This window comes from Pseudonocardia benzenivorans CB1190 (assembly GCF_000196675.2).
Taxonomy (GTDB): Bacteria; Actinomycetota; Actinomycetes; order Mycobacteriales; family Pseudonocardiaceae; genus Pseudonocardia; species Pseudonocardia benzenivorans.
In genome coordinates, this window is record NC_015312.1 from 6,014,476 (window position 1) to 6,033,361 (window position 18,886).

The 18,886-nt window shown below is 74.7% G+C and carries 14 protein-coding genes; 4 read left to right on the forward strand and 10 right to left on the reverse strand.

What is annotated here, in order from left to right; all coding sequences use genetic code 11:
- Positions 1-367: 367 nt before the first annotated feature.
- The 5 genes from PSED_RS28360 to PSED_RS28380 form a co-directional block, all read right to left on the reverse strand.
- Entirely contained in the window at positions 368-1,456 is a 1,089-nt protein-coding gene (locus PSED_RS28360; protein WP_013677670.1) for a DUF4349 domain-containing protein, read from the reverse strand.
- Between the two features lie 730 nt (positions 1,457-2,186).
- The gene (locus PSED_RS28365; RefSeq protein WP_013677671.1) at positions 2,187-2,666 is read right to left on the reverse strand and encodes a type III secretion system chaperone family protein; all 480 of its coding nucleotides are present in this window, start codon (positions 2,664-2,666) and stop codon (positions 2,187-2,189) included.
- 18 nt (positions 2,667-2,684) lie between these two features.
- Positions 2,685-4,058 carry a D-inositol-3-phosphate glycosyltransferase gene (gene mshA, locus PSED_RS28370; RefSeq protein ID WP_013677672.1) on the reverse strand — a complete coding sequence of 458 codons (1,374 nt, stop codon included), beginning with the start codon at positions 4,056-4,058 and terminating at the stop codon, positions 2,685-2,687.
- Positions 4,055-7,048: a sacsin N-terminal ATP-binding-like domain-containing protein gene (locus PSED_RS28375; protein WP_013677673.1), complete on the reverse strand. Its 2,994-nt coding sequence runs from the start codon at positions 7,046-7,048 to the stop codon at positions 4,055-4,057. The genes mshA and PSED_RS28375 overlap by 4 nt, the downstream gene beginning before the upstream one ends.
- A 38-nt stretch (positions 7,049-7,086) precedes the next feature.
- A complete protein-coding gene (locus PSED_RS28380) occupies positions 7,087-7,920 on the reverse strand; it encodes a DUF3027 domain-containing protein (RefSeq protein ID WP_013677674.1) in 834 nt (277 codons plus the stop codon).
- A gap of 28 nt (positions 7,921-7,948) precedes the next feature.
- On the opposite strand from PSED_RS28380, the gene PSED_RS28385 reads away from it, so the two are divergent.
- The 3 genes from PSED_RS28385 to PSED_RS28395 are packed head-to-tail and all read left to right on the forward strand — an operon-like array spanning position 7,949 to position 11,223.
- Positions 7,949-8,710 carry a glutaminyl-peptide cyclotransferase gene (locus PSED_RS28385; RefSeq protein ID WP_013677675.1) on the forward strand — a complete coding sequence of 254 codons (762 nt, stop codon included), beginning with the start codon at positions 7,949-7,951 and terminating at the stop codon, positions 8,708-8,710.
- Positions 8,711-8,731: 21 nt separating this feature from the next.
- Positions 8,732-10,720, forward strand: a complete 1,989-nt coding sequence (locus PSED_RS28390) for an MFS transporter (RefSeq protein ID WP_013677676.1) — start codon at positions 8,732-8,734, stop codon at positions 10,718-10,720.
- Between the two features lie 23 nt (positions 10,721-10,743).
- On the forward strand, positions 10,744-11,223 hold the full coding sequence (locus PSED_RS28395) for a DUF2771 family protein (protein WP_013677677.1): 480 nt from the start codon (positions 10,744-10,746) through the stop codon (positions 11,221-11,223).
- A 15-nt stretch (positions 11,224-11,238) separates the two neighbouring features.
- Here PSED_RS28395 and PSED_RS35400 read toward each other — a convergent pair whose 3' ends face one another.
- Together PSED_RS35400 and PSED_RS28405 are read right to left on the reverse strand one after the other, a co-directional pair.
- Positions 11,239-11,625 carry a cold-shock protein gene (locus PSED_RS35400; RefSeq protein WP_041762662.1) on the reverse strand — a complete coding sequence of 129 codons (387 nt, stop codon included), beginning with the start codon at positions 11,623-11,625 and terminating at the stop codon, positions 11,239-11,241.
- A 220-nt stretch (positions 11,626-11,845) separates the two neighbouring features.
- Positions 11,846-13,510 carry an AMP-binding protein gene (locus tag PSED_RS28405; protein WP_013677679.1) on the reverse strand — a complete coding sequence of 555 codons (1,665 nt, stop codon included), beginning with the start codon at positions 13,508-13,510 and terminating at the stop codon, positions 11,846-11,848.
- Between the two features lie 134 nt (positions 13,511-13,644).
- Between PSED_RS28405 and serS the strand changes: the two genes are divergently transcribed.
- The gene (gene serS, locus PSED_RS28410; protein ID WP_013677680.1) at positions 13,645-14,907 is read left to right on the forward strand and encodes a serine--tRNA ligase; all 1,263 of its coding nucleotides are present in this window, start codon (positions 13,645-13,647) and stop codon (positions 14,905-14,907) included.
- A 30-nt stretch (positions 14,908-14,937) separates the two neighbouring features.
- On the opposite strand, the gene PSED_RS28415 is transcribed toward serS, so the two are convergent.
- The 3 genes from PSED_RS28415 to PSED_RS28425 form a co-directional block, all read right to left on the reverse strand.
- The gene (locus PSED_RS28415) at positions 14,938-16,461 is read right to left on the reverse strand and encodes a S8 family peptidase (RefSeq protein ID WP_233899185.1); all 1,524 of its coding nucleotides are present in this window, start codon (positions 16,459-16,461) and stop codon (positions 14,938-14,940) included.
- 497 nt (positions 16,462-16,958) lie between these two features.
- Positions 16,959-18,086: an ABC transporter ATP-binding protein gene (locus tag PSED_RS28420; protein ID WP_013677682.1), complete on the reverse strand. Its 1,128-nt coding sequence runs from the start codon at positions 18,084-18,086 to the stop codon at positions 16,959-16,961.
- Positions 18,083-18,844: an ABC transporter permease gene (locus PSED_RS28425; RefSeq protein WP_049803780.1), complete on the reverse strand. Its 762-nt coding sequence runs from the start codon at positions 18,842-18,844 to the stop codon at positions 18,083-18,085. Before PSED_RS28425 ends, PSED_RS28420 begins: the two co-directional genes overlap by 4 nt.
- Positions 18,845-18,886: the final 42 nt, after the last annotated feature.

Sequence of the window (18,886 nt, forward strand, 5' to 3'; positions counted from 1 at the left end):
CTCCACGACGAGTGATCACCGCGCGAGGGACCTGAGCGCATCCTCGTGCGGCCATGCCCCGCAACCGGCGATCACCCGGTTCGACACCACGCCCCGCGAGCACCACAGCGAACAGTCCTGCCTCGCCGCACCCGGGCGACTCCACGACGAGTGATCACCGCGCGAGGGACCTGAGCGCATCCTCGTGCGCCCATGCCCCGCGATCGGCGATCACCGGTCGGCACCCACTCCGCGCCACGGCAGCGAGCGCACCCGCCGCGCCGCGCCATCCCGCCGGGCCGCGCCACCCCGCCGCACGCGACCCCTGATGATCCCCACACGCGGGACCTGAGCGCGCCCAGCTGCGCCCACGTCCCACGATTGACGATCAGCCGGTCTCGGCGTCCGAGCCGGCAGGCCCGCCCGCGGCCGGGGCCGGTCCGGCGTCCGATCGCCTCGCCCGGACTCGTCGTGACCGCAGCACGCGGCGGCCGCCCCACCCGAGCAGGACGAGCACCGCGACCACGGGCAGCAGCGGCAGGAGGAACCCGGCCGTCGCGGCCAGCGCCGAGCCGATCCCCCGCAACCATTCCCAGCCGGTACCGAGCCCCGCGCCGAAACCGGGTCCCGGATCGGCGGCGGGAGCCGTACCCCGCGGGACGAGCGCGACGTCGATCGTCGCCAGGTCGGTGCTCGTACGCAGCGCGGCGAGGCGGCGCTCCAGCGCGTCGAGGTCGGCCTGGCGCCGGGTCAGCTCCGACTCGATCGACATGATCTCCGAGACCGAGTCCGCCTGCGCCAGCAGCGTCCGGACGCGGTCGACGCTCGCCCGCATGCTCGCGACCCGCGCGTCGGTGTCGACGAGCTGGTCGGTGACGTCGCGCGCCGTCGTCGACCGGTCCGTCACGGTGCCCAGCCCGCCGATCCGGTTCAGGAACGCGTCGAGGCCGACCGAGGGGACCTTCACGACGAGATCGGACCGCTCGCTCGCCGACCGCTCGTTCGCCGCGTAGCCACCCGCGGACGAGGCCGCGGCACGGACGTCGGCAGCCGCGACCGCCGGGTCGGCGACCTCAACGCGGACCGTCGCCGAACGGACCACCGCGCGGTCGGGCCCGATCGCGGTCTGCGCGGGGTCGGCCCCCGGGGCGACAGCCCGCGCACCGCTGTCCGAGCTCTCCGACGGCGCGGCCGGCGCGACACTCCCTTCCGCCGCACCGCCCGTCGCCGGTGCGGCGTACCCGGCTGACGATCCCCGCTCGCCGCTCGCACCGGACGAGGTCGTCGCGACGATCATCGCCGCGAGCAGCACCCCCAGCACGAGCGCCGCGAGCACGACGCCCGCGACCCGAAACGCCGTACGCCGGCGCGCACGCCCACGCGACGACGGTGCCGCCGGGGGTGGTGGCGCCGTCGGGGGTGGCGGCGGTGTACGCACGGGCGGCGCCTGCGGAACCGGGGTCTCGGTCGTCGTCATCTCGTCTCCCCTCGAGGAGAGGTGACCCTCTCCGCGGAGAGGACGGAACGGACACCGGGAACGGTTGGCCGAGCCGCCCCGCAAATCTCACGTCGTCGCCAACCCGCGGACAGCGCGGAGGTTCCCCCGCCCTCGGCCGCAACCTCACTGTCCCGCCCGGCCGCGGGACCAACCCTCAGGTTGCGCCCGGAACCCCGGCCGCCCCTCGGCCCGACGCCGACCGCACCCGCTCCCCCGCACACCGCTGATGGCCCTGACGGTGCGCCACGGCCCACACCGCAACTCACCGGCGAGCCAGCCCGACTCTCGGGGTGCGCCCCACCCTCGGCCGCAACCTCACTGTCGCGCCCAACCCCGACACCGACCCCCAGGTTGCGCCCGGAACACCGCCCGCAACCTCGCTGTCGCGCCCAACCCCGACACCGACCCCCAGGTTGCGCCGCCCGGAACCTCGGCTGCCCTCGGTCGACGCCGGCCGACTCGCGTCCTCCCGCACACCGCGGACGGCTCTGACGCTGATCTGGACCACGCCGCAACCTCACCGTGGAGGCGAGCCACCGGACCGACCCTCAGGTTGCGCTCGGGACACCGGCGCCGACCGAGCCGCGACCCGGCGTCCCCGGCGCACCGCTCCACGACGGCAACCGCACCGGCGCACCCGGAGGCGGAACCGGCCGCCCGACCCGCGCGTCGGCTCGACCGAAGGGCGCGGCCGTCGCGGCGTCGGCGGTCAGGTGAAGAGGTGCTCGAAGGCGCGGAGGTTGGCCAGGGACTCGCCACGCTCGGTCCGCCAGGCGTACTCCTTGCGGATCGAGGACGCGAAGCCCAGCTCCAGGAGGGTGTTGAAGTCGCCGTCGGCGGCCTCGAGGACCTGGCCGAGGATGCGGTCGAGCTCCGCGGAGGTCACGGCGTCGAGCGAGGCCCGTCCGATCAGGTGGATGTCGCCGATGCGGTCGAGCGCGTAGTGCACACCGTAGAGCCGCGCGTTGCGTTGCAACAGGAAACGGTAGACACCCTCGTGGTTCTCGTCAGGCTGACGACAGACGAAGGCCTGCACGAACAGGGTGTGCTCACGCACGACGAGCCAGCACGGCGTCTGCAGCCGGTTGGTGCCGGGGAGGGTGACCAGGTACTCACCGCGGTCGCGCCGGGTGTGCTCGACATCGAGGTCCCGCAGCGCGGCCTCGATCACGACGACGGGATCGCTCATGGAGATCGGGTCCCCCGCTCAGCTCTCGCCCACACGCGCGAGACCGTCGCGCACCCGGGCGAGTGTCGCGGCGTCGAGTGTCCGGCCGCCGCCGACCGCCGCGGGGCTGCGCCGGACGGCGAACTCCGCGCCGGCCTCGGCGTAGGTGGCGAGCAGCGCCTCGGTCGTCCGGTCCCAGGAGAACCGGTTGGCGTGTGCGACCGCTCCCGCGGCCAGCCATTCGCGGCGCGCGCGGTCGAGCGCGACGGCGGCGAGGGCGTCGGCCCACCGGGCGGGGTCGTGGCCCCCGACGAGCAGCCCGGACCGGCCGTCGTCGACGGCGACGGGCAGCCCGCCCACGGCGGCCGCGACGACGGGCGTCGCACACGCCTGCGCCTCCAGCGCCACCAGCCCGAAGGACTCGTTGTGGCTGGGCACGGCGACGACGTCGGCGGCGCGGTAGACCTGCACCAGCTCGCGACCGTTCTGCGGGGGCAGGAAGCGCAGCACGTCGTCGAGGCCGAGCGCGGTGCCCAGCTCCTGCAGCGCGCGCGGTTCGGCCAGCCCGCTGCCCGAGGGCCCGCCCGCGACGAGCACGACGAGACGTTCCCGCAGCGCCGGGTCGCGGCGCAGCAGTTCGGCCGCGGCGCGCAGCAGCACGTCGGGGGCCTTGAGCGGCTGGATGCGTCCGACGAAGGCGAGGACGACGGCATCGGGCGGCAGCCCGAGGCGGGACCGGGCGATCGCGGCGGACCCGGGCGTGAACCGGTCGAGGTCCACGCCGGGCGGGATCGTGACGGTCCGCAGCGGATCGGCGTCGTAGAGGTCGAGCAGCTGCCGGGTCTCGATGTCGGTGTTGGTGATGAGCCGGTCGGCCTCGGCGACCACCTGGTCCTCGCCGATCACGCGGACCATCGGCTCGGGCGGGTCACCGTCGGCGAGAGCGGCGTTCTTGACCTTGGCGAGGGTGTGCGCGCTGTGCACGAGGGGGACGCCCCAACGGTCGCGCGCGAGCCAACCCACCTGACCGGAAAGCCAGTAGTGGGAGTGGATCGTGTCGTACCAGCCGGGCTCGTGGCGGGCCTCGGCGCGCATGACGCCGGAGGCGAACGCGCACAGCTGGCCGGGCAGGTCGTTCTTGCCCAGCCCCTCGTACGGCCCCGCGGCGAGGTGCCGGACGAGCACACCGGGAGCCATCTCGACGACCGGCGGCAGCTCCGACGACGTGGCCCGGGTGAAGATCTCGACGGCCACACCACGTCGGGCCATGCGCTGGGCGGTCTGCACGATGTAGACGTTCATCCCGCCGGCGTCGCCGGTCCCGGGCTGCTCCAGCGGCGAGGTGTGGACCGACAGGACGCACACCCGACGCGGCGGGCGCGCGGGTCGCGGTCCGCCGTGGCGATCGCTCACGAGTTCTTCCTAGCACGCACGCCCGCGGTCCACCCACCGTGCGGCAGGGGCGCCCGCTCGGTCGCGAGCAGCCCGACGAGTGCCCGGAGCGGATCGCTCGCGTGCCATCGTCCGGCCCCGTCGGGCCAGGCTGCGACGGTGCGCCTGCCCAGGTCCGGACGGCGTAGCGCGACGGCGAGCTCGTCGTGCAGCACCAGGTCGCCGGGCGGAACGGGGACCCCGAGTGTGTGGCACGCCACCACGACATCGGGCATTGCGGACCAGGCCACGAGCCGCCCCGCGTCCGGTTCGACCGTCGCGTCCACATAGTCCGATGCGAGCGGCAGGTCGAGCAGCTCGGCGAGCACCGCCGGGTCGCCGCCGGCGACGACCTCGGCGGCGGGCAGCACGGCGGCGAGCCAGGGCGCGTCGAGGACGACGACGTCGTCGACGGGTACGACGCTGGCGTCGAGCACCCGCACCCGCTGCGGGGGCTCGACCGCGGCCGGGTCGACCCGGCCGTCGGCGACGGCATCGGCGAGGGCCTCGTAGGCGGCGAGGACGGTCGCGGGGTCGGGGGCCCGGGACGGGTCGGCGAGGCGCTCGAGCAGGTCGTGGGCGGCCTCGGGGTCGTCGACCGTGAGCCCCGCCCGGACGCCGACGGCCCGCAGCACCGCGTCGTCGACACCGGGCGCGGGCGCCGGGGCGTACAGCGCGGCGAGGTCGGACGCCGTCGCCAGCCTCCAGTGCCCGGGTGGGCGCCCGCCGAGCAGGACGTTGGCACGCAGCCACCAACGCACGTAGCCGTCGGCGAGCACGGCGGCCCGGCTCTCGCGGTCGGCGCCGAGCAGGGCGAGCGCGGCGGGCCAGGCGTCGTCGTCGACGAGGTCGAGGTCGCGCAGGCCGACGAACCGCACGGGTGGCGCGTCCAGGCCGTCCCACCAGACGTCCGCGTCGTGCAGGTCGTGGTCGGGGCCGAGGGGCTCGTCGTCGACGACGAGCCCGAACCCGTCCAGCACACCGGCCGCGACGAGCGCCGCGCGCGGGAACCGGGCGGCGACGTCGGCGTCGAGCACACCGACGGGTGCGTCCGGCGCGAGCAGCGGCCGGATCGCGGCGTCGGGCAGGACGAGCTCGTCGGCGCGGGCGGGGTCGCCGTGCTCGTCGGGCAGGGCGAGTGCGCCCAGCCGGGGGCCGGCGTCGGTCAGCGCGAGCAGCCCCAGCACCGCGGCGGCCAGGGGCGCGGTGTCCAACCCGGCCTCGGCGTCGTCGACGGACCGTTCGACGGCCTCGCGCAACGCGGGCACCTCGAGCAGCGACGCCGGCTCGGCCGCGACGGCGCCGAGGCGTTCGAGCAGCGGGTGCACGGCGGCCGGGTCGGCCAGGTGCAGGCCGGGGACGTCGAGCCCGGCGAGCAGCTCGGCGGTCTCGGCGACCGGGAGCAGCACGGTCGCCGGCCCGGCAACGACCCGGCCGTCGGCGAGCGGGACGGGCAGCGCGCGCAGCTCGTCGAGCAGGCCCGGGACGAGGTCGACAGCGGGCTCGATCGCCGCGTACACCGAACGCCACCACTCGCCGGGTCGCTCGGTACCGAGCAGCCGATCGGCCAGCTCGGCGGGGCCGACGCAGCGCAGCCCCAGCTCGTCGAGCACCCCGGCCGGGACACCGCGCACCGCGTCGGGATCGACGAGCGGGAGGTCGAGCAGCGCGGCGAGGGCCCCGGAGCCGGGCAGGTCGAGCCACTGCGCGCGGCGGGCGACCAGCGTCCCGTCCGCGGCGGCGGGCAGCCACTGTCCGTCACGCAGGGCGGCGAGGACGGCCTCGCGCAGCGCGGCGTCGGTCGTCGAGCGGGGGAAGCCGGGCGCCGGGACGAGCCCGGCCCGGGCGGCGGGGGCGACGGCGTGGACCAGGTCCAGGTAGGCCGGTCCGGCGGCGGCGAGGATCTGCCGGGTCGCGGCGGTGTCCCGGACGCGGCGACGGTCGGGCTCCAGGGGGACGGTCGCGATCAGCCGCGCGGGCAGCGACAGGCGTTCGTCCGACCGCGTCGGCGCGTGCAGCACCTCGTCCGCGTCCGGCGGCAGCGGCTCGGGCGTGCCGTCGGCGGCCGACGGCAGCGCCCACGTCAGCGCCCACTCCCGACGCCCGCGCTGTTCGACGGCCTGGTCGCCGGCGGCGTCGTCGTCGAACGTGCCCGTGGACCGCACGAGCAGCCAGGACCTGCCGCCGACGCGGACCCGGCCGTCGGCCTCGTCGTCGCGGCGGACCGTCACGTCGCCGACGGTGACCTCGACGAGGTCGGGCAGCCCGAGCAGCAGGTCCGGCGCCTGCGCGGCGGCGTCGGCGAGCAGCGGGCCGGGATCGGCCCCGGACGCCAGCGGGAGCCGCACCTCGGTGTCGTACCCGGCGGGCGGCGGTTCCTCGACGACGGGCCAGGCCAGCCGCAGCACTGGCAGCTGCCCGGCACGCCGGGTCAGCTCCGCGGCCGGCCCGGGCAGCGTGCCGACGGCCGACGCGGTCGCCGACGCCGAGAACCGCACGCCGTGGCCGTCGCCACGGACGATCCGCGGCTCGTGGGAGACGGCGAGCACCGCGGCGAACCCGACGCCGAACCGGCCGACGGAGCCCGTGTCGTCGCGCTTGGCCGACGCGCGCAGCGACGCCAGCGCGGTGACCCCGGCCGCGTCGAGCGGGGCACCGGTGTTCGCGACGCGCAGCTCGTCGGCGACCAACCTGACGAGCACCCGCCCGGCGATCCCCGCCGTACGGGCCGCGTCGGCGGCGTTCTGCGCCAGCTCGACGAACCAGGCGCCGGCGTACCCGCCGAGGAGCAGGTCCTCCTCGGCGTTGGCGTCCTCCCGGAAACGGGTCGGGGACGCGGCCCAGGCGTCCAGGACGGCACCGCGCAGGGCCCTCGTCCCGAACGGGTCCGCCCCGACCGGATCCGCCCCGACCGGATTCGCGCCGACCGGATCCGCCCCGACCGGGTCCGCCGCGGCCGGGTCGGTGCTCACCGGGTCGGCGCTCGGGGCGGCACCGACGGGCTCAGCGCTCAGGAGTCGGCCGGCTCGAGCTCGGCGGCGGGGCGCTCCACCGTCTCCAGGTCGACCCCGTCGTCGTAGACGAGGGCGGCGACCTGCACCGGCGACCCCGGCTCGACGACGACGTCGGAGTGCGCGCCACAGCCGTACTCGACGGCCACGACCGCCCCGTCGCCCGGGGAGAACTCGTTGGCGCACACGCCGAACCCACCGCGCAGCGAGCCGGCGAGCGGCACGAAGAAGCCGCAGGTCCCGCACACGCCCGGCGCGGAGCGCGCGATCGGCGCGGACGGCCCGCGCGGACCCTCCTGCCAACGGGCGGCGGCCTCGGTGCGCCCGAACCGGCTCAGCACCCGGGTCCGCCCCAGCCCGACCTCGAGGGCGACCTCCTCGACGGCCGGGTCGTCGGACTCGACGTAGCCGGGGACCAACCGCGCGTCGTCGGGAGGCGAGGGCAGCAGGTCGCCGACCCCGAGGTCGCCGGGACGGACCCGCTCCTGCCACGGCACCCACGTGGGCGCGACCAGCGCATCCGGGCCGGGCAGCATCACGACCTCGCTGACGGTGGCCGTCCCGTCCTCGGCCGAGCCCGCGGCCAGCGTGACGGCCCACCGCCACCCGCGATAGCCGGGCCGCGTCGCGGCGAAGAAGTGGGTGTAGGCGGCGCCGCCGTCCTCGGCGACGCCGCACAGGTGCTCGCCGACCGCGGCCGCGGCCTCGGTCGGGTTCGCGTCGGACCCCGCCTCCTCGACGGCCGCCGCGCGGGCGAGGTCGACGGCGTCGGCCAGCAGGCGCTGCGCCTCGCCGCCGGCGGCGCCCTCGTCGTGCGTCGGTTCGTCGCTCATTCCCGGGATTGTGCCACCCTGGCGGATCGTGATCGTCCGCCGTGCGCTCCTGCTGGTCGCCCTGTTGGCGATGGCGGCGTGCGGAGCGGGCTCGCCGGGGGCGCCGACGCTGCGCCCGCAGGTCCTCGGCGAGCTCCCGCACGACACGTCGGCGTTCACCGAGGGCCTCGAGGTCGCCGGCGGCAGCCTCTACGAGAGCACAGGGCTGGCCGGCCGGTCGCAGCTGCGCGAGCTCGATCCGGCGACGGGTGCGCTGCGCCGCGCGGTGCCGCTGCCGGCGGACTACTTCGGCGAGGGCCTGACGGTCGTCGGCGACCGGATCTGGCAGCTGACCTGGCGCGACGGTGTCGCCCTCGAATGGGACCGGGCCTCGTTGCAGCTCCTGCGGCAGGTGCCGATCAGCGGTGAGGGCTGGGGGCTGTGTTCGGACGGGGCACGGCTGGTCCGCTCCGACGGCACCGATCTGCTCCGGTTCCAGGACCCGACGACGTTCGCCGAGACCGGGTCGGTGCGGGTGACGGTCGACGGCGAGCCGCTGCCGCAGATCAACGAGCTGGAGTGCGTGGCCGGGCAGGTCTGGGCCAACGTCTGGCAGACCGACCGGATCGTGCGGATCGACCCGGCCACCGGGGTGGTGACGGCCGTCGTCGACGCGTCGGGGCTGCTCTCCGCGGCGCAGCGACCCGGGACCGACGTGCTCAACGGCATCGCCTCGCTCGGCGGCGACGAGTTCCTGCTGACGGGCAAGTTCTGGCCGGTGATGTTCCGGGTGCGGTTCACCGCTTCGTGAGTGGCACGCAACGGAGGGCCCATGGGCCACAATGGTTGCGTGGCTCGGTCCGGATCCCCGCACGCGCGCGAACCGCGGCGCGGCAAGCGCCGCTCGTGGGCGTCGCCGGACGGAGGGTCCCAGGACGGCACCGGGTCCCAGGGCGGCACCGGATCCCAGGACGGTGCAGGATCCCAGGGCGGCACCGGGTCCCTGGGCGGCACTGGCTCCCAGGGCAACACCGGATCCCAGGGCGGGGCCACGGCCCCGCAGCCGCCGGGCTGGGGTGAGCGGCGGCCGGATGCCCGGCCGGTGCCGCCGCCCTACCAGCCGACGGTCCGCCGCCGGTACCCCTGGCACGACGACCCCGACTACGACCCCGCCGAGTACCACCGCGACCCGACGCCCCCGCAGTCGTGGCGCCCGACGGGACCCGCGTCGGGTGCCGCGCCCGGCGGCCACCCGGCCGGTGACCCGCGCCCCGAGATCGACTGGGCGAGCGAGACGGTCCGGGAACAGCCCCGCCGGCCGGCGCCACCGCAACCCCGGGAGACGCAGGCCCGGGAGACGCAGGCCCGGGAGACGCAGGCTCGGGACACACAAACCCGGGACACGCCTCCCGAGACGCCCGCCGAGGACGACGGGCCCACCGAGCCGCGGCGTCCTGCGGGCCCGCGGACCCCGCGGAAGCTGACCGTCACCCGTGTCGCGGCGATGCGCAGCCGGCAGTTCGCCGAGCGGGGCGTGCGCACCTTCCACCGCGCCGCGACGGCCGACGGGGCCGACCGGTCGGGCCTGACCGCCCTGACCTACGCGACGATGATGACCTACGCCGTCGACGCCGCGGTCACCGTCGCGCTGGCCAACACGCTGTTCTTCGCCGCCGCCAGCGCCGAGTCGAAGTCCAACGTCGCGCTCTACCTGGCGATCACGGTGGCGCCGTTCGCGGTCGTCGCGCCCGTCATCGGCCCGCTGCTCGACCGGCTGCAGCGCGGCAGGCGCGCCGCGCTCGCGGTGTCGTTCGCGGGGCGGGCCGTGCTCGCGGTCGTGATGGCGCTCAACTACGAGAACTGGCTGCTCTACCCCGCCGCCCTCGGCACGATGGTGCTCTCGAAGAGCTACATGGTGCTCAAGGCGGCGGTCACCCCGAGAGTCCTGCCCGAGACGATCACGCTCACCACCACGAACTCCCGGTTGACGACGTTCGGCCTGGTCGCGGGTGGCGTCTTCGGCGGCGTCGCGGGTGGCGTGGCGTGGATGTTCGGGTCGTCGGGGGCGCTCTACTACACCGCGGCGCTGGCGGTCGTGGGCGTGTGGCTGTGCGTGCGCATCCCGCGCTGGGTGGAGGTCACCGCCGGCGAGGTCCCCGCCGCCCTGCGCACGACGAGGCGGGGCAAGCGCAGACCGATGGGCCGCGGCGTCGTCACGGCGTTGTGGGGCAACGCCTCGATCCGCATCCTCACCGGCTTCCTGGCCCTGTTCGTGGCGTTCGTCGTCAAGGAACAGACCGAGCACGACCCGTCGAGACAGCTGTTCCTCATCGGCATCGTCGGCGCCGCGGCCGGCATCGGCGGGTTCGTCGGCAACGCGGCGGGGGCGCGGTCGGCGTTCGGGCACGCCGACACGGTCGTGGTCTCCTGCATCGCGGGCGTCGTGTGCTCGACGGTCGTCGCCGCGATCATCCCGGGCATCATGACGGCGGCGATCGTCGGCCTCGTCGGCTCGACGGCCAGCGCCCTGTCCAAGGTGTGCCTCGACGCGGTCGTCCAGCGGGACCTGCCCGAGGAGTCGCGCGCGTCGGCGTTCGGCCGTTCGGAGACGGTGCTGCAGCTGGCGTGGGTGTTCGGCGGCGCGCTCGGGGTGCTGCTGCCGCACTCGACTTTCTGGATCGGCTTCGTCGTGATCTCGGTCGTCGTCGCGCTGGCGGGCATCCAGACGACGATGGTCAGCCGCGGCCGCACGCTCGTCCCCGGGTTGGGGGCCAGGGACCCGCGCGTCGACAGCAGGCCCATGGCCCCGACACCGCGCTGAGGTCCCGTCCGTAGGCTGGCCCCGTGCTGCGCCGTGCCCTGCCGCTCCTGCTGGTCGCCTGCGCGTCGCTGCTGGCGGCCTGCGGCGGTTCCGACGACGCACCCCCGCAGGTGACGTTCACCGTCGCCGGGCAGACCCGCACGACGGGACCGACCCAGTGGTGCGACATCAAGGTCACCGACTGCTCCGGCGACCCCGCGGCGGAGATCCACCTCGGGGTGGCGCCGGGCGTCACGGTCGACGTCGCCGTCCCCGAGCCGGTGTCCACGGCGCCGTGGCAGGTCGTGTTCAGCTACCGCAGCGCCGGTGGCCAGCAGGTCGACGGCCGCAGCCCGGTGTTCGCGGCGAACGCGCGCAAGGACTACTCGCTCGTCCTGCCCGCACCCACCGACCAGCTGATCACCGCGCAGGTCCAGCAGTACGGCATCCCGACCGCCGACCCGGACACGGGCCAGGGCGAGTTCCCGATCCGGGGCAGCTGGGTGCTGGTCACCGACGCCTGAGGGGGCCGGGCGGTCTCAGCCGTCGAGGTCCCGGGCCACGGCCCGGACGACCTCCGCGGCGAGCTTGGCCGTCTTGCGCTCGGGGTAGCGGCCGCGGCGCAGGTCGGGCTGCACCTTGGCCTCGAGGAGCTTGATCATGTCCTCGATGAGGCCGTGCAGCTCCTCGGCGGGCCGCCGCGTCGCCTCGACGACAGACGGCGGTGCGTCGACGAGCCGGACCTGCAGCGCCTGCGGCCCGCGCCGGCCCTCGGCCATCCCGAACTCGACGCGCTGCCCCGACTTCAGCGACTCCACACCCGTCGGCAGCGCCGACTTCCGGACGTAGACGTCCTCGCCGCCGTCCTGGGCGAGGAAACCGAAACCCTTGTCGGCGTCGTACCACTTGACCCTGCCGGTCGGCACCTTGCTCACCCGTTCCTCGATCGTCCCCACGCCGCCGTGCCGTGGAAACTCCACCCCCGCACGACGAACGCGCCCTCGGATCACCAGGTCCGCCGCACCATTTCGGTCGGCTCGCCGAGCGACACCGGGACGCGCACGTACCAGCGTAGCCCCGCGACACCCGGGAGCGCACCGCCCAAAACGCCGCCGGCGTCGGCCGGACGGCGCAACGGGCGGCGAGTCAGGCGTTCTTGACCGCGGCGGCGTCGGCCAGGTCGAGCAGCTCGACCGACTTCTCCCGCATCTCGACCTTGCGGACCTTCCCCGTCACCGTCATCGGGAACTCGTCGACCACGATCACGTAGCGCGGGATCTTGTAGTGCGCCAGCTTGCCGGTGGCGAACTCCCGGACCTGCTCCGCGGTCAGCCCCTCCACCCCGTCACGCAGCTTCACCCACGCGCACAGCTCCTCGCCGTACTTGATGTCGGGAACGCCGATGACCTGCGCATCCAGCACATCCGGGTGGGTGTAGAGGAACTCCTCGATCTCGCGGGGGTACACGTTCTCCCCACCCCGGATCACCATGTCCTTGATCCGCCCGGTGATGTTCAGATACCCGTCGGAGTCCATCACCGCCAGGTCACCGGTATGCATCCAACGCGCCGCGTCGATCGACTCCGCCGTCTTGTCCGGCTGCTCCCAGTAGCCGAGCATCACCGAATACCCCCGGGTACACAGCTCCCCGGCCTGCCCACGCGGCACCGTCAACCCCGTCTCCGGATCCACCACCTTCACCTCGACATGCGGATGCACCCGCCCCACCGTCGACACCCGCCGCTCCACCGAGTCATCCGCCCGCGTCTGCGTCGACACCGGGCTGGTCTCGGTCATCCCGTAACAGATCGTCACCTCCGTCATCCCCATCCGGTCCACGACCTGCTTCATCACCTCCACCGGACACGGCGACCCGGCCATGATCCCCGTCCGCAGACTCGACAGGTCATAAGAGGCGAAGTCCGGATGGTTGAGCTCGGCGATGAACATCGTCGGCACCCCGTAGAGCGACGTGCACCGCTCCTGCGCCACCGCCCGCAGCGTCGCCTCCGGGTCGAACCCCTGCGCCGGGATGACCATCGTCGACCCGTTCGTCGTGCACCCCAGGTTGCCCATCACCATCCCGAAGCAGTGGTAGAACGGCACCGGGATGCAGACGCGGTCCTCGGCGGTGTAGCCGCACAGCCGGCCGACGAAGTAGCCGTTGTTGAGGATGTTGTGGTGGCTCAGCGTCGCGCCCTTGGGGAAACCCGTGGTGCCCGACGTGTACTGGATGTTGATCGGGTCGTCCGGGCTCAACGCGGCCTGCAGCCGGGCCAGCTCCTCACGGTCGCCGCCGCGGCCCGACTCCACCAACGCCTCCCACTCCGGGCCACCGATGATCACGACCTGCTCCAGCGCCGGGCAGCTGCCCCGCACCTTCTCGATCATGCCTACGTAGTCGGAGGTCTTGAACTTCTCCGCCGACACCAACATCCGGATCCCGGCCTGGTTGAGCACGTACTCCAACTCGTGCGTGCGGTACGCCGGGTTGATGTTGACCAGGATCGCGCCGATCTTGGCCGTCGCGTACTGGACCAGCGTCCACTCCGCCATGTTCGGCGCCCAGATCCCCACCCGGTCACCCTTGCCCAGACCCGCCCGCATCAGACCCATCGCCACGACATCGACGTCCTCACGCAACTGCGCATACGTCCACCGCCGGGCCGTCGGCACCTCCACCAGCGCCTCCACATCAGGCTGCGCGGTGGCCGTGCGGTCAAGGTTGTCGCCGATCGTGTCGCCCAGCAACGGCACCTCGGAGATGCCGGAGGCGTAGGACGGGACAGCGGGGGCGCCTGCGGAGGTCACGACGTCGTTCTCCTCGGGTGCGGTCGGGAGGGCTCACGACATCCTGTCTCGCCACAGCGACGCACGCCACTCCCCCGCAGGTCAGGTCCGACCGCCGGGGATATCCGGCTGCGGACGGGCGATACCCTCGTCCGATGCATGACCCGCGCGTCCTGCTCGACCCCGCCACCGACGCCGTGCGCAAGCTCGCCCGCCGCGGCTACTCCCTCGACCTCCCCGAGCTGGAGAAGCTCCTGACCGGGCGCAACTCCGCGATCCAACGGGGCGACGAGGCGCGCGCGGAGTCCAAGCGGGTCGCGACGTCGGTGAAGGGCGCGTCCGCCGAGGAGCGGCCCGCGCTGGTCGAGCGCGCCCGCGAGCTCAAGGGCATCGTCTCGGCCGCCGAGGACGAGCAGAAGGAGTTCGACGCGCAGCTGCAGGACCTGCTGCTGGGCATCCCGAACCTGCCGGCCGACGAGTCGCCCGACGGGACCTCCGACGCCGACGCCGAGCTCGTCCGCACCTGGGGCGAGCCGCCCACGATCGAGTCGCCGGCCGACCACGTCGACATCGCCGAGAAGCTCGGCATCCTCGACCTGCCGCGCGCCACCAAGCTGTCGGGTCCGCGGTTCGCGGTCCTCAAGGGCAGGGGTGCGGCGCTGCAGCGCGCCATCGGCGCCTACCTGATCGACAAGGCGCTGGAGAACGGCTACACCGAGTTCTCGGTGCCGTCGCTGGTCACGCGCCAGACCATGACCGGGACGGGGCAGCTGCCCAAGTTCGAGCAGGACCTGTTCCGCACCGAGGTCGCCGACCGGGAGCTCTTCCTCATCCCGACGGCCGAGGTTCCGCTCACCAACCTGCACGCGCGCGAGACGCTCGACCTCGAGTCGCTCCCGCTGGCGTACACGGCGCACACGCCGTGCTTCCGCTCGGAGGCCGGCTCCTACGGCCGCGACACCCGTGGCCTGATCCGGATGCACGAGTTCGCCAAGGTCGAGCTGGTCCGCTTCGTCGACCCGGCCCGGTCGCGCGAGGAGCTCGACGTCCTGGTCGGGCACGCCGAGTCGGCGTTGCAGGGGCTCGGGCTGGCCTACCGCGTCGTCAAGCTCGCGGCGGGCGACACGGGCTTCTCGGCGGCGCTGACGTTCGACATCGAGGTGTGGCTGCCCAGCCAGGGCACCTACCGCGAGATCTCCTCGTGCTCGGACTTCGGGGTGTTCCAGGCCCGCCGCGCCGGCATCCGTACGAAGGCCAAGGACGGCTCCCGCGGCTTCGCCGGCACCCTCAACGGGTCGGGCCTGCCGATCGGGCGCACGCTCGTCGCCGTCCTGGAGCAGGGCCAGCAGCCCGACGGTTCGGTCCGGCTGCCCGAGGCGCTCGTCCCCTACGCCGGCTTCGCGACGCTGGAGCCCTGACCCGCGGCGAGCGGCCCGCTCACGACCCGGTCAGAGCCCACCGGTGTTGAGGAGCAGGTTCGGGGTGCCGCCCGTCCCGCCGCCCGCGACGACGTTCGGCGTGGCGTGGTCGAGGATCCACTGCCGGACCGTGGCGCTCGGGGCGTCGCCCTTCTCCTGCTTGTAGAGAGCGGCGACCCCGGCGGCGAACGGCGCCGCCATCGACGTGCCGCTGTAGGAGGCGGTGCCCCCGCCCGGGACCGGGGCGATGATCCCGGTCCCCGGCGCGTAGAGGCCGACGCAGGCGCCGGTGCTCGACGTCGGGGCGCGCTTGTCGTCGATCGTCGAGTTGGCGACGACGAGCACGCCCGCCGCGTCGCGCGGGGCGACGTCGCAGTCGTCGGCCCCCGTGTTGCCGGCCGAGGACGCGACGAACACCCCGTTGTCGACGAGGCCCTTCACCGCGGCGGTGAGGACGTCGGACGGGCCGTAGCTCCAGGACATGACGGCGACCGACGGGCCGGAGTGGTTGCGCGCCACCCAGTCGACGCCGGCCAGCAGGGAGGACAGCGTGCCGGTGCCGTTGCAGTCGAGGACCTTGACCGACTCGATCCGGGCCTGCTTGGCGACGCCGTAGGTCGTGGAGGCGGCGATGCCCGCCACCACGGTGCCGTGGCCGTCGCAGTCGGTGGAGTTGTCGTCGATCGTGTCGGTGCCGACGCTCGCGCGGCCCCCGAAGTCGGGGTGGCTGACGTCGACGCCCGTGTCGACGACGTAGATCGTCACACCCGCGCCGGTGCCGTTGACGGTGTAGCGCCCGTCGAGCGGGAGGGCGGCCTGGTCGATGCGGTCGAGCCCCCAGTTCCGCGGCGAGGTCTGGGTCGCCTCGGTGTTCGGGACGGCCGTGGCGGGGGTCGACGCACGGATCGTCCTGGGCTCCAGCGGGCTGATCGTGCGGTCCTGCTCGACGCCGAGGATGCCGGGCAGGGTGTGCAGCGTCGAGACCTGGTCCGCCGTCAGCGTCGCCGCCCAGCCCGCGATGACCTCGCGGAACGTCTGGGTCGGGGTGACGCCGAGCTGCTGTGCGGCCCGGGTGGCGTCGGCCTCGGTGGCGGCGTGGACGACGTAGTCGGCACTGGCGGCGGCCGCGATCGTGGCAGGGGTCGGGTTCGTCCCGGGGCCGGTCGACGCGGGGACGGTCGACGCAGGCTCGCTCGACGCAGGCTCGCTCGGCCCGGATCCGGTCGTGGCCGGCACGCTCGGCGTCGGCACAGCCGGGGCGGTCGTCGCGGGCTCCGGTGGAGCGGGCGTCGCCGCGGTCGTCGGGGCGCCCGCCCCGCGGCCCCCGACGGTCGCACCACCGGCTCGGGCCGACACGTCGCCGGCCTGCGCGCTGCCCGCCCCGACGGAGGGCGGTTGCCCCACGGGGGCACCCGGCCGCGACGTCGCGGCGCTCGTGCCCGCGGTCTCGTCGGCCACCGGGGCGGGGATCTCGCTCGGCAGCGCGCCCGTGGCCGACCCGAACACCACGAGCAGCAGCACCACGACGAGCACCTTCAGGGCAGTTCGCGTCACGTCGAGTGACGGTAAAGGCCGCGAAGCCCGCCGGACAGCCACACGATCGAGTCGGGTGATGCTCGTGTGGCAAAAGTTTGCCGGTGATAGTTGCGGTCAGTGACCCCTCGCGGCGGCGCGGGACCCGCCCCGATGAGCCGACCTCCCGCTGCCGACCTGGGCGAACGGGGTGACCCGCCGCGACCGCCTGCGTCCCCGACCACCGAACCGGACGTATCCACGGCCGAGCGCGCGGTGCGCGGTGACGCAGCGTCGCCGTTCGCGGCGCTCCCGCCCGGTCGTGGACCCGGCGGCGGCGCGTCGAGATCACCCGGCGGGGCGAGCGACACGCGGCCGACGACTCAGCGCGCACGGGCGGCGCCCAGCCGGTCAGGCGCACGCGTCGACCGCGCCGAGGCGACCTCGTGATCACCGAAGCCGGGACCTGAGCGCATCTCCTTGCGCTGATGTCCCGCGCCCGGCGATCAACCAGAGGAGCAGCGGAGCAGGGCGGCGGATCACAGGGCCGCGGGGTGGACGGCCACCTCGGTCGCCTTCACCGCGAACCACAGCTCGGCGCCGGGTTCGACGGCCAGCTCGGCCGCGGCGGCGAGGGTGACGTCGGCGGCGAGCCCGTCGACCCAGGCATGCCCGCCCGCGAGCGGCGCTGCGCGCAGCCGGACGGTGTCGCCCTGCGGCTCGATCGCGGCCAGCCTGACCTGCAGGACGTTGCGAGGGCTCCCGCTCGGCCGGTCCCGGAACACCGCGACGGCCGAGGGCGGGAACACCGCGACCGCGGACTCGCCCTCCGGGAGCGGGTCGTCGAACCGGCCGGCGACGACCGTCCCGTCCCGGGTGCGCAGGCCCTCGGCGCAGGCCGTTCCGGGCACGAGGTCGAGTCCCGCGATCCGGGCGGTGAACGGCGTGCGCGGCTTGGTCAGCACCTCACGCGTCGCCCCCTGCTCGACGATCCGCCCACCGCCGAGGACGGCGATCCGGTCGGCGAGCACGAGGGCGTCGAGCGCGGAGTGCGTGACGAGCAGGGCGGTCTGCTTGGCATCGCGGATGACCCGGCGCAGCAGCGAGCGCATCGCGGGCGTGGCGTCGACGTCGAGAGCGGCGAGCGGCTCGTCGAGCAGCAACAGGCCCGGGCGCGGCGCGAGTGCCCGGGCGAGCGCGACGCGTTGCTGCTGCCCGCCCGACATCTGCGACGGCCGGCGCCGCGACATCTCGTCGGCGTCGAGACCGGGCAGCACGTCGGCGATCAGCTCACGGGCCCGCTCGTGCGCCTCCCGCTTGCCGACCCCCGCCGCCCGCGGCCCGAACGCGACGTTGGCCAGCGCGGTCAGGTGCGGGAACAGCAGGGGCTGCTGGGCGAGCAGCCCGACCCCGCGGCGGTGCGGCGGCACGGAGATCCCCGCGCCGACGTCGGTCACGACGGTCTCGCCGACCCGCACCTGCCCCGCGTCGGGCAGCAGCAGCCCCGCGAGCACCCCGAGCAGCGTCGACTTGCCGGACCCGTTGGGCCCCAGTACGGCGACGACCTCGCCGGGCTCGGCGTCGAGCGCGACGTCGAGGGTGAACGCCCGGCGTTCGAGGCGGACCGACGCCGCCAGGCCGGCGCCCCGGTCGTCGCGCCCGGTCACCGGAGCCCCTCGGTGTTGCGCGGGCGCGCGACGACGATGACGAGGATCGCGACGACGACGAGCAGCAACGACAGCGCGACGGCACCGGCGTCGTCGGTCTCGCGCTGGAGATAGACGAGCAGCGGCAACGTCTGCGTCGTCCCCTGCAGGTTGCCGGCGAAGGTGATCGTCGCACCGAACTCGCCGAGGCAGCGGGCGAACGCGAGCACCGTGCCCGACATCAGCCCCGGCAGCACGAGCGGGACGGTGACCCGGCGGAACGTCAGCGCGGGTGACGCGCCGAGCGTGGCGGCGACGGCCTCGTAGCGCTCCCCCGCGGTGCGCAGCGCCCCCTCGAGGCTGACGACGAGGAACGGCATCGCGACGAACGTCTGCGCGATGACCACCGCGACCGTCGTGAAGGGGACCGTCACGCCGAAGGCCAACCGCAGGCCCTCGCCGACGAGGCCGCGCGCCCCGACGAGGTAGAGCAGCGCCAGCCCGCCGACGACCGGCGGCAGCACGAGCGGCAGCAGCACCACCGAGCGCAGCGCGCGCAGCCCGGGCAGCCTGCCCCGGGCCAGCACCGCGGCGAGCGGGCCGCCGAGCAGGATGCACAGGACCGTCGACGCGGCGGCGGTCTCCAGGGAGAGCCGCAGCGCGGCGAGCGCCGCGTCGCTGGTGAGCAGTTCGGGCATCCGCCGCCAGTCGGCCTCGACGAGCAGGCCGAGGACGGGCAGCGCGATCACCAGGAACCCGACGACCGCGGGCACCCACATCCAGCGGGGCAGGGCGACGTCACGTTCGTGGCGCCGGTCCTG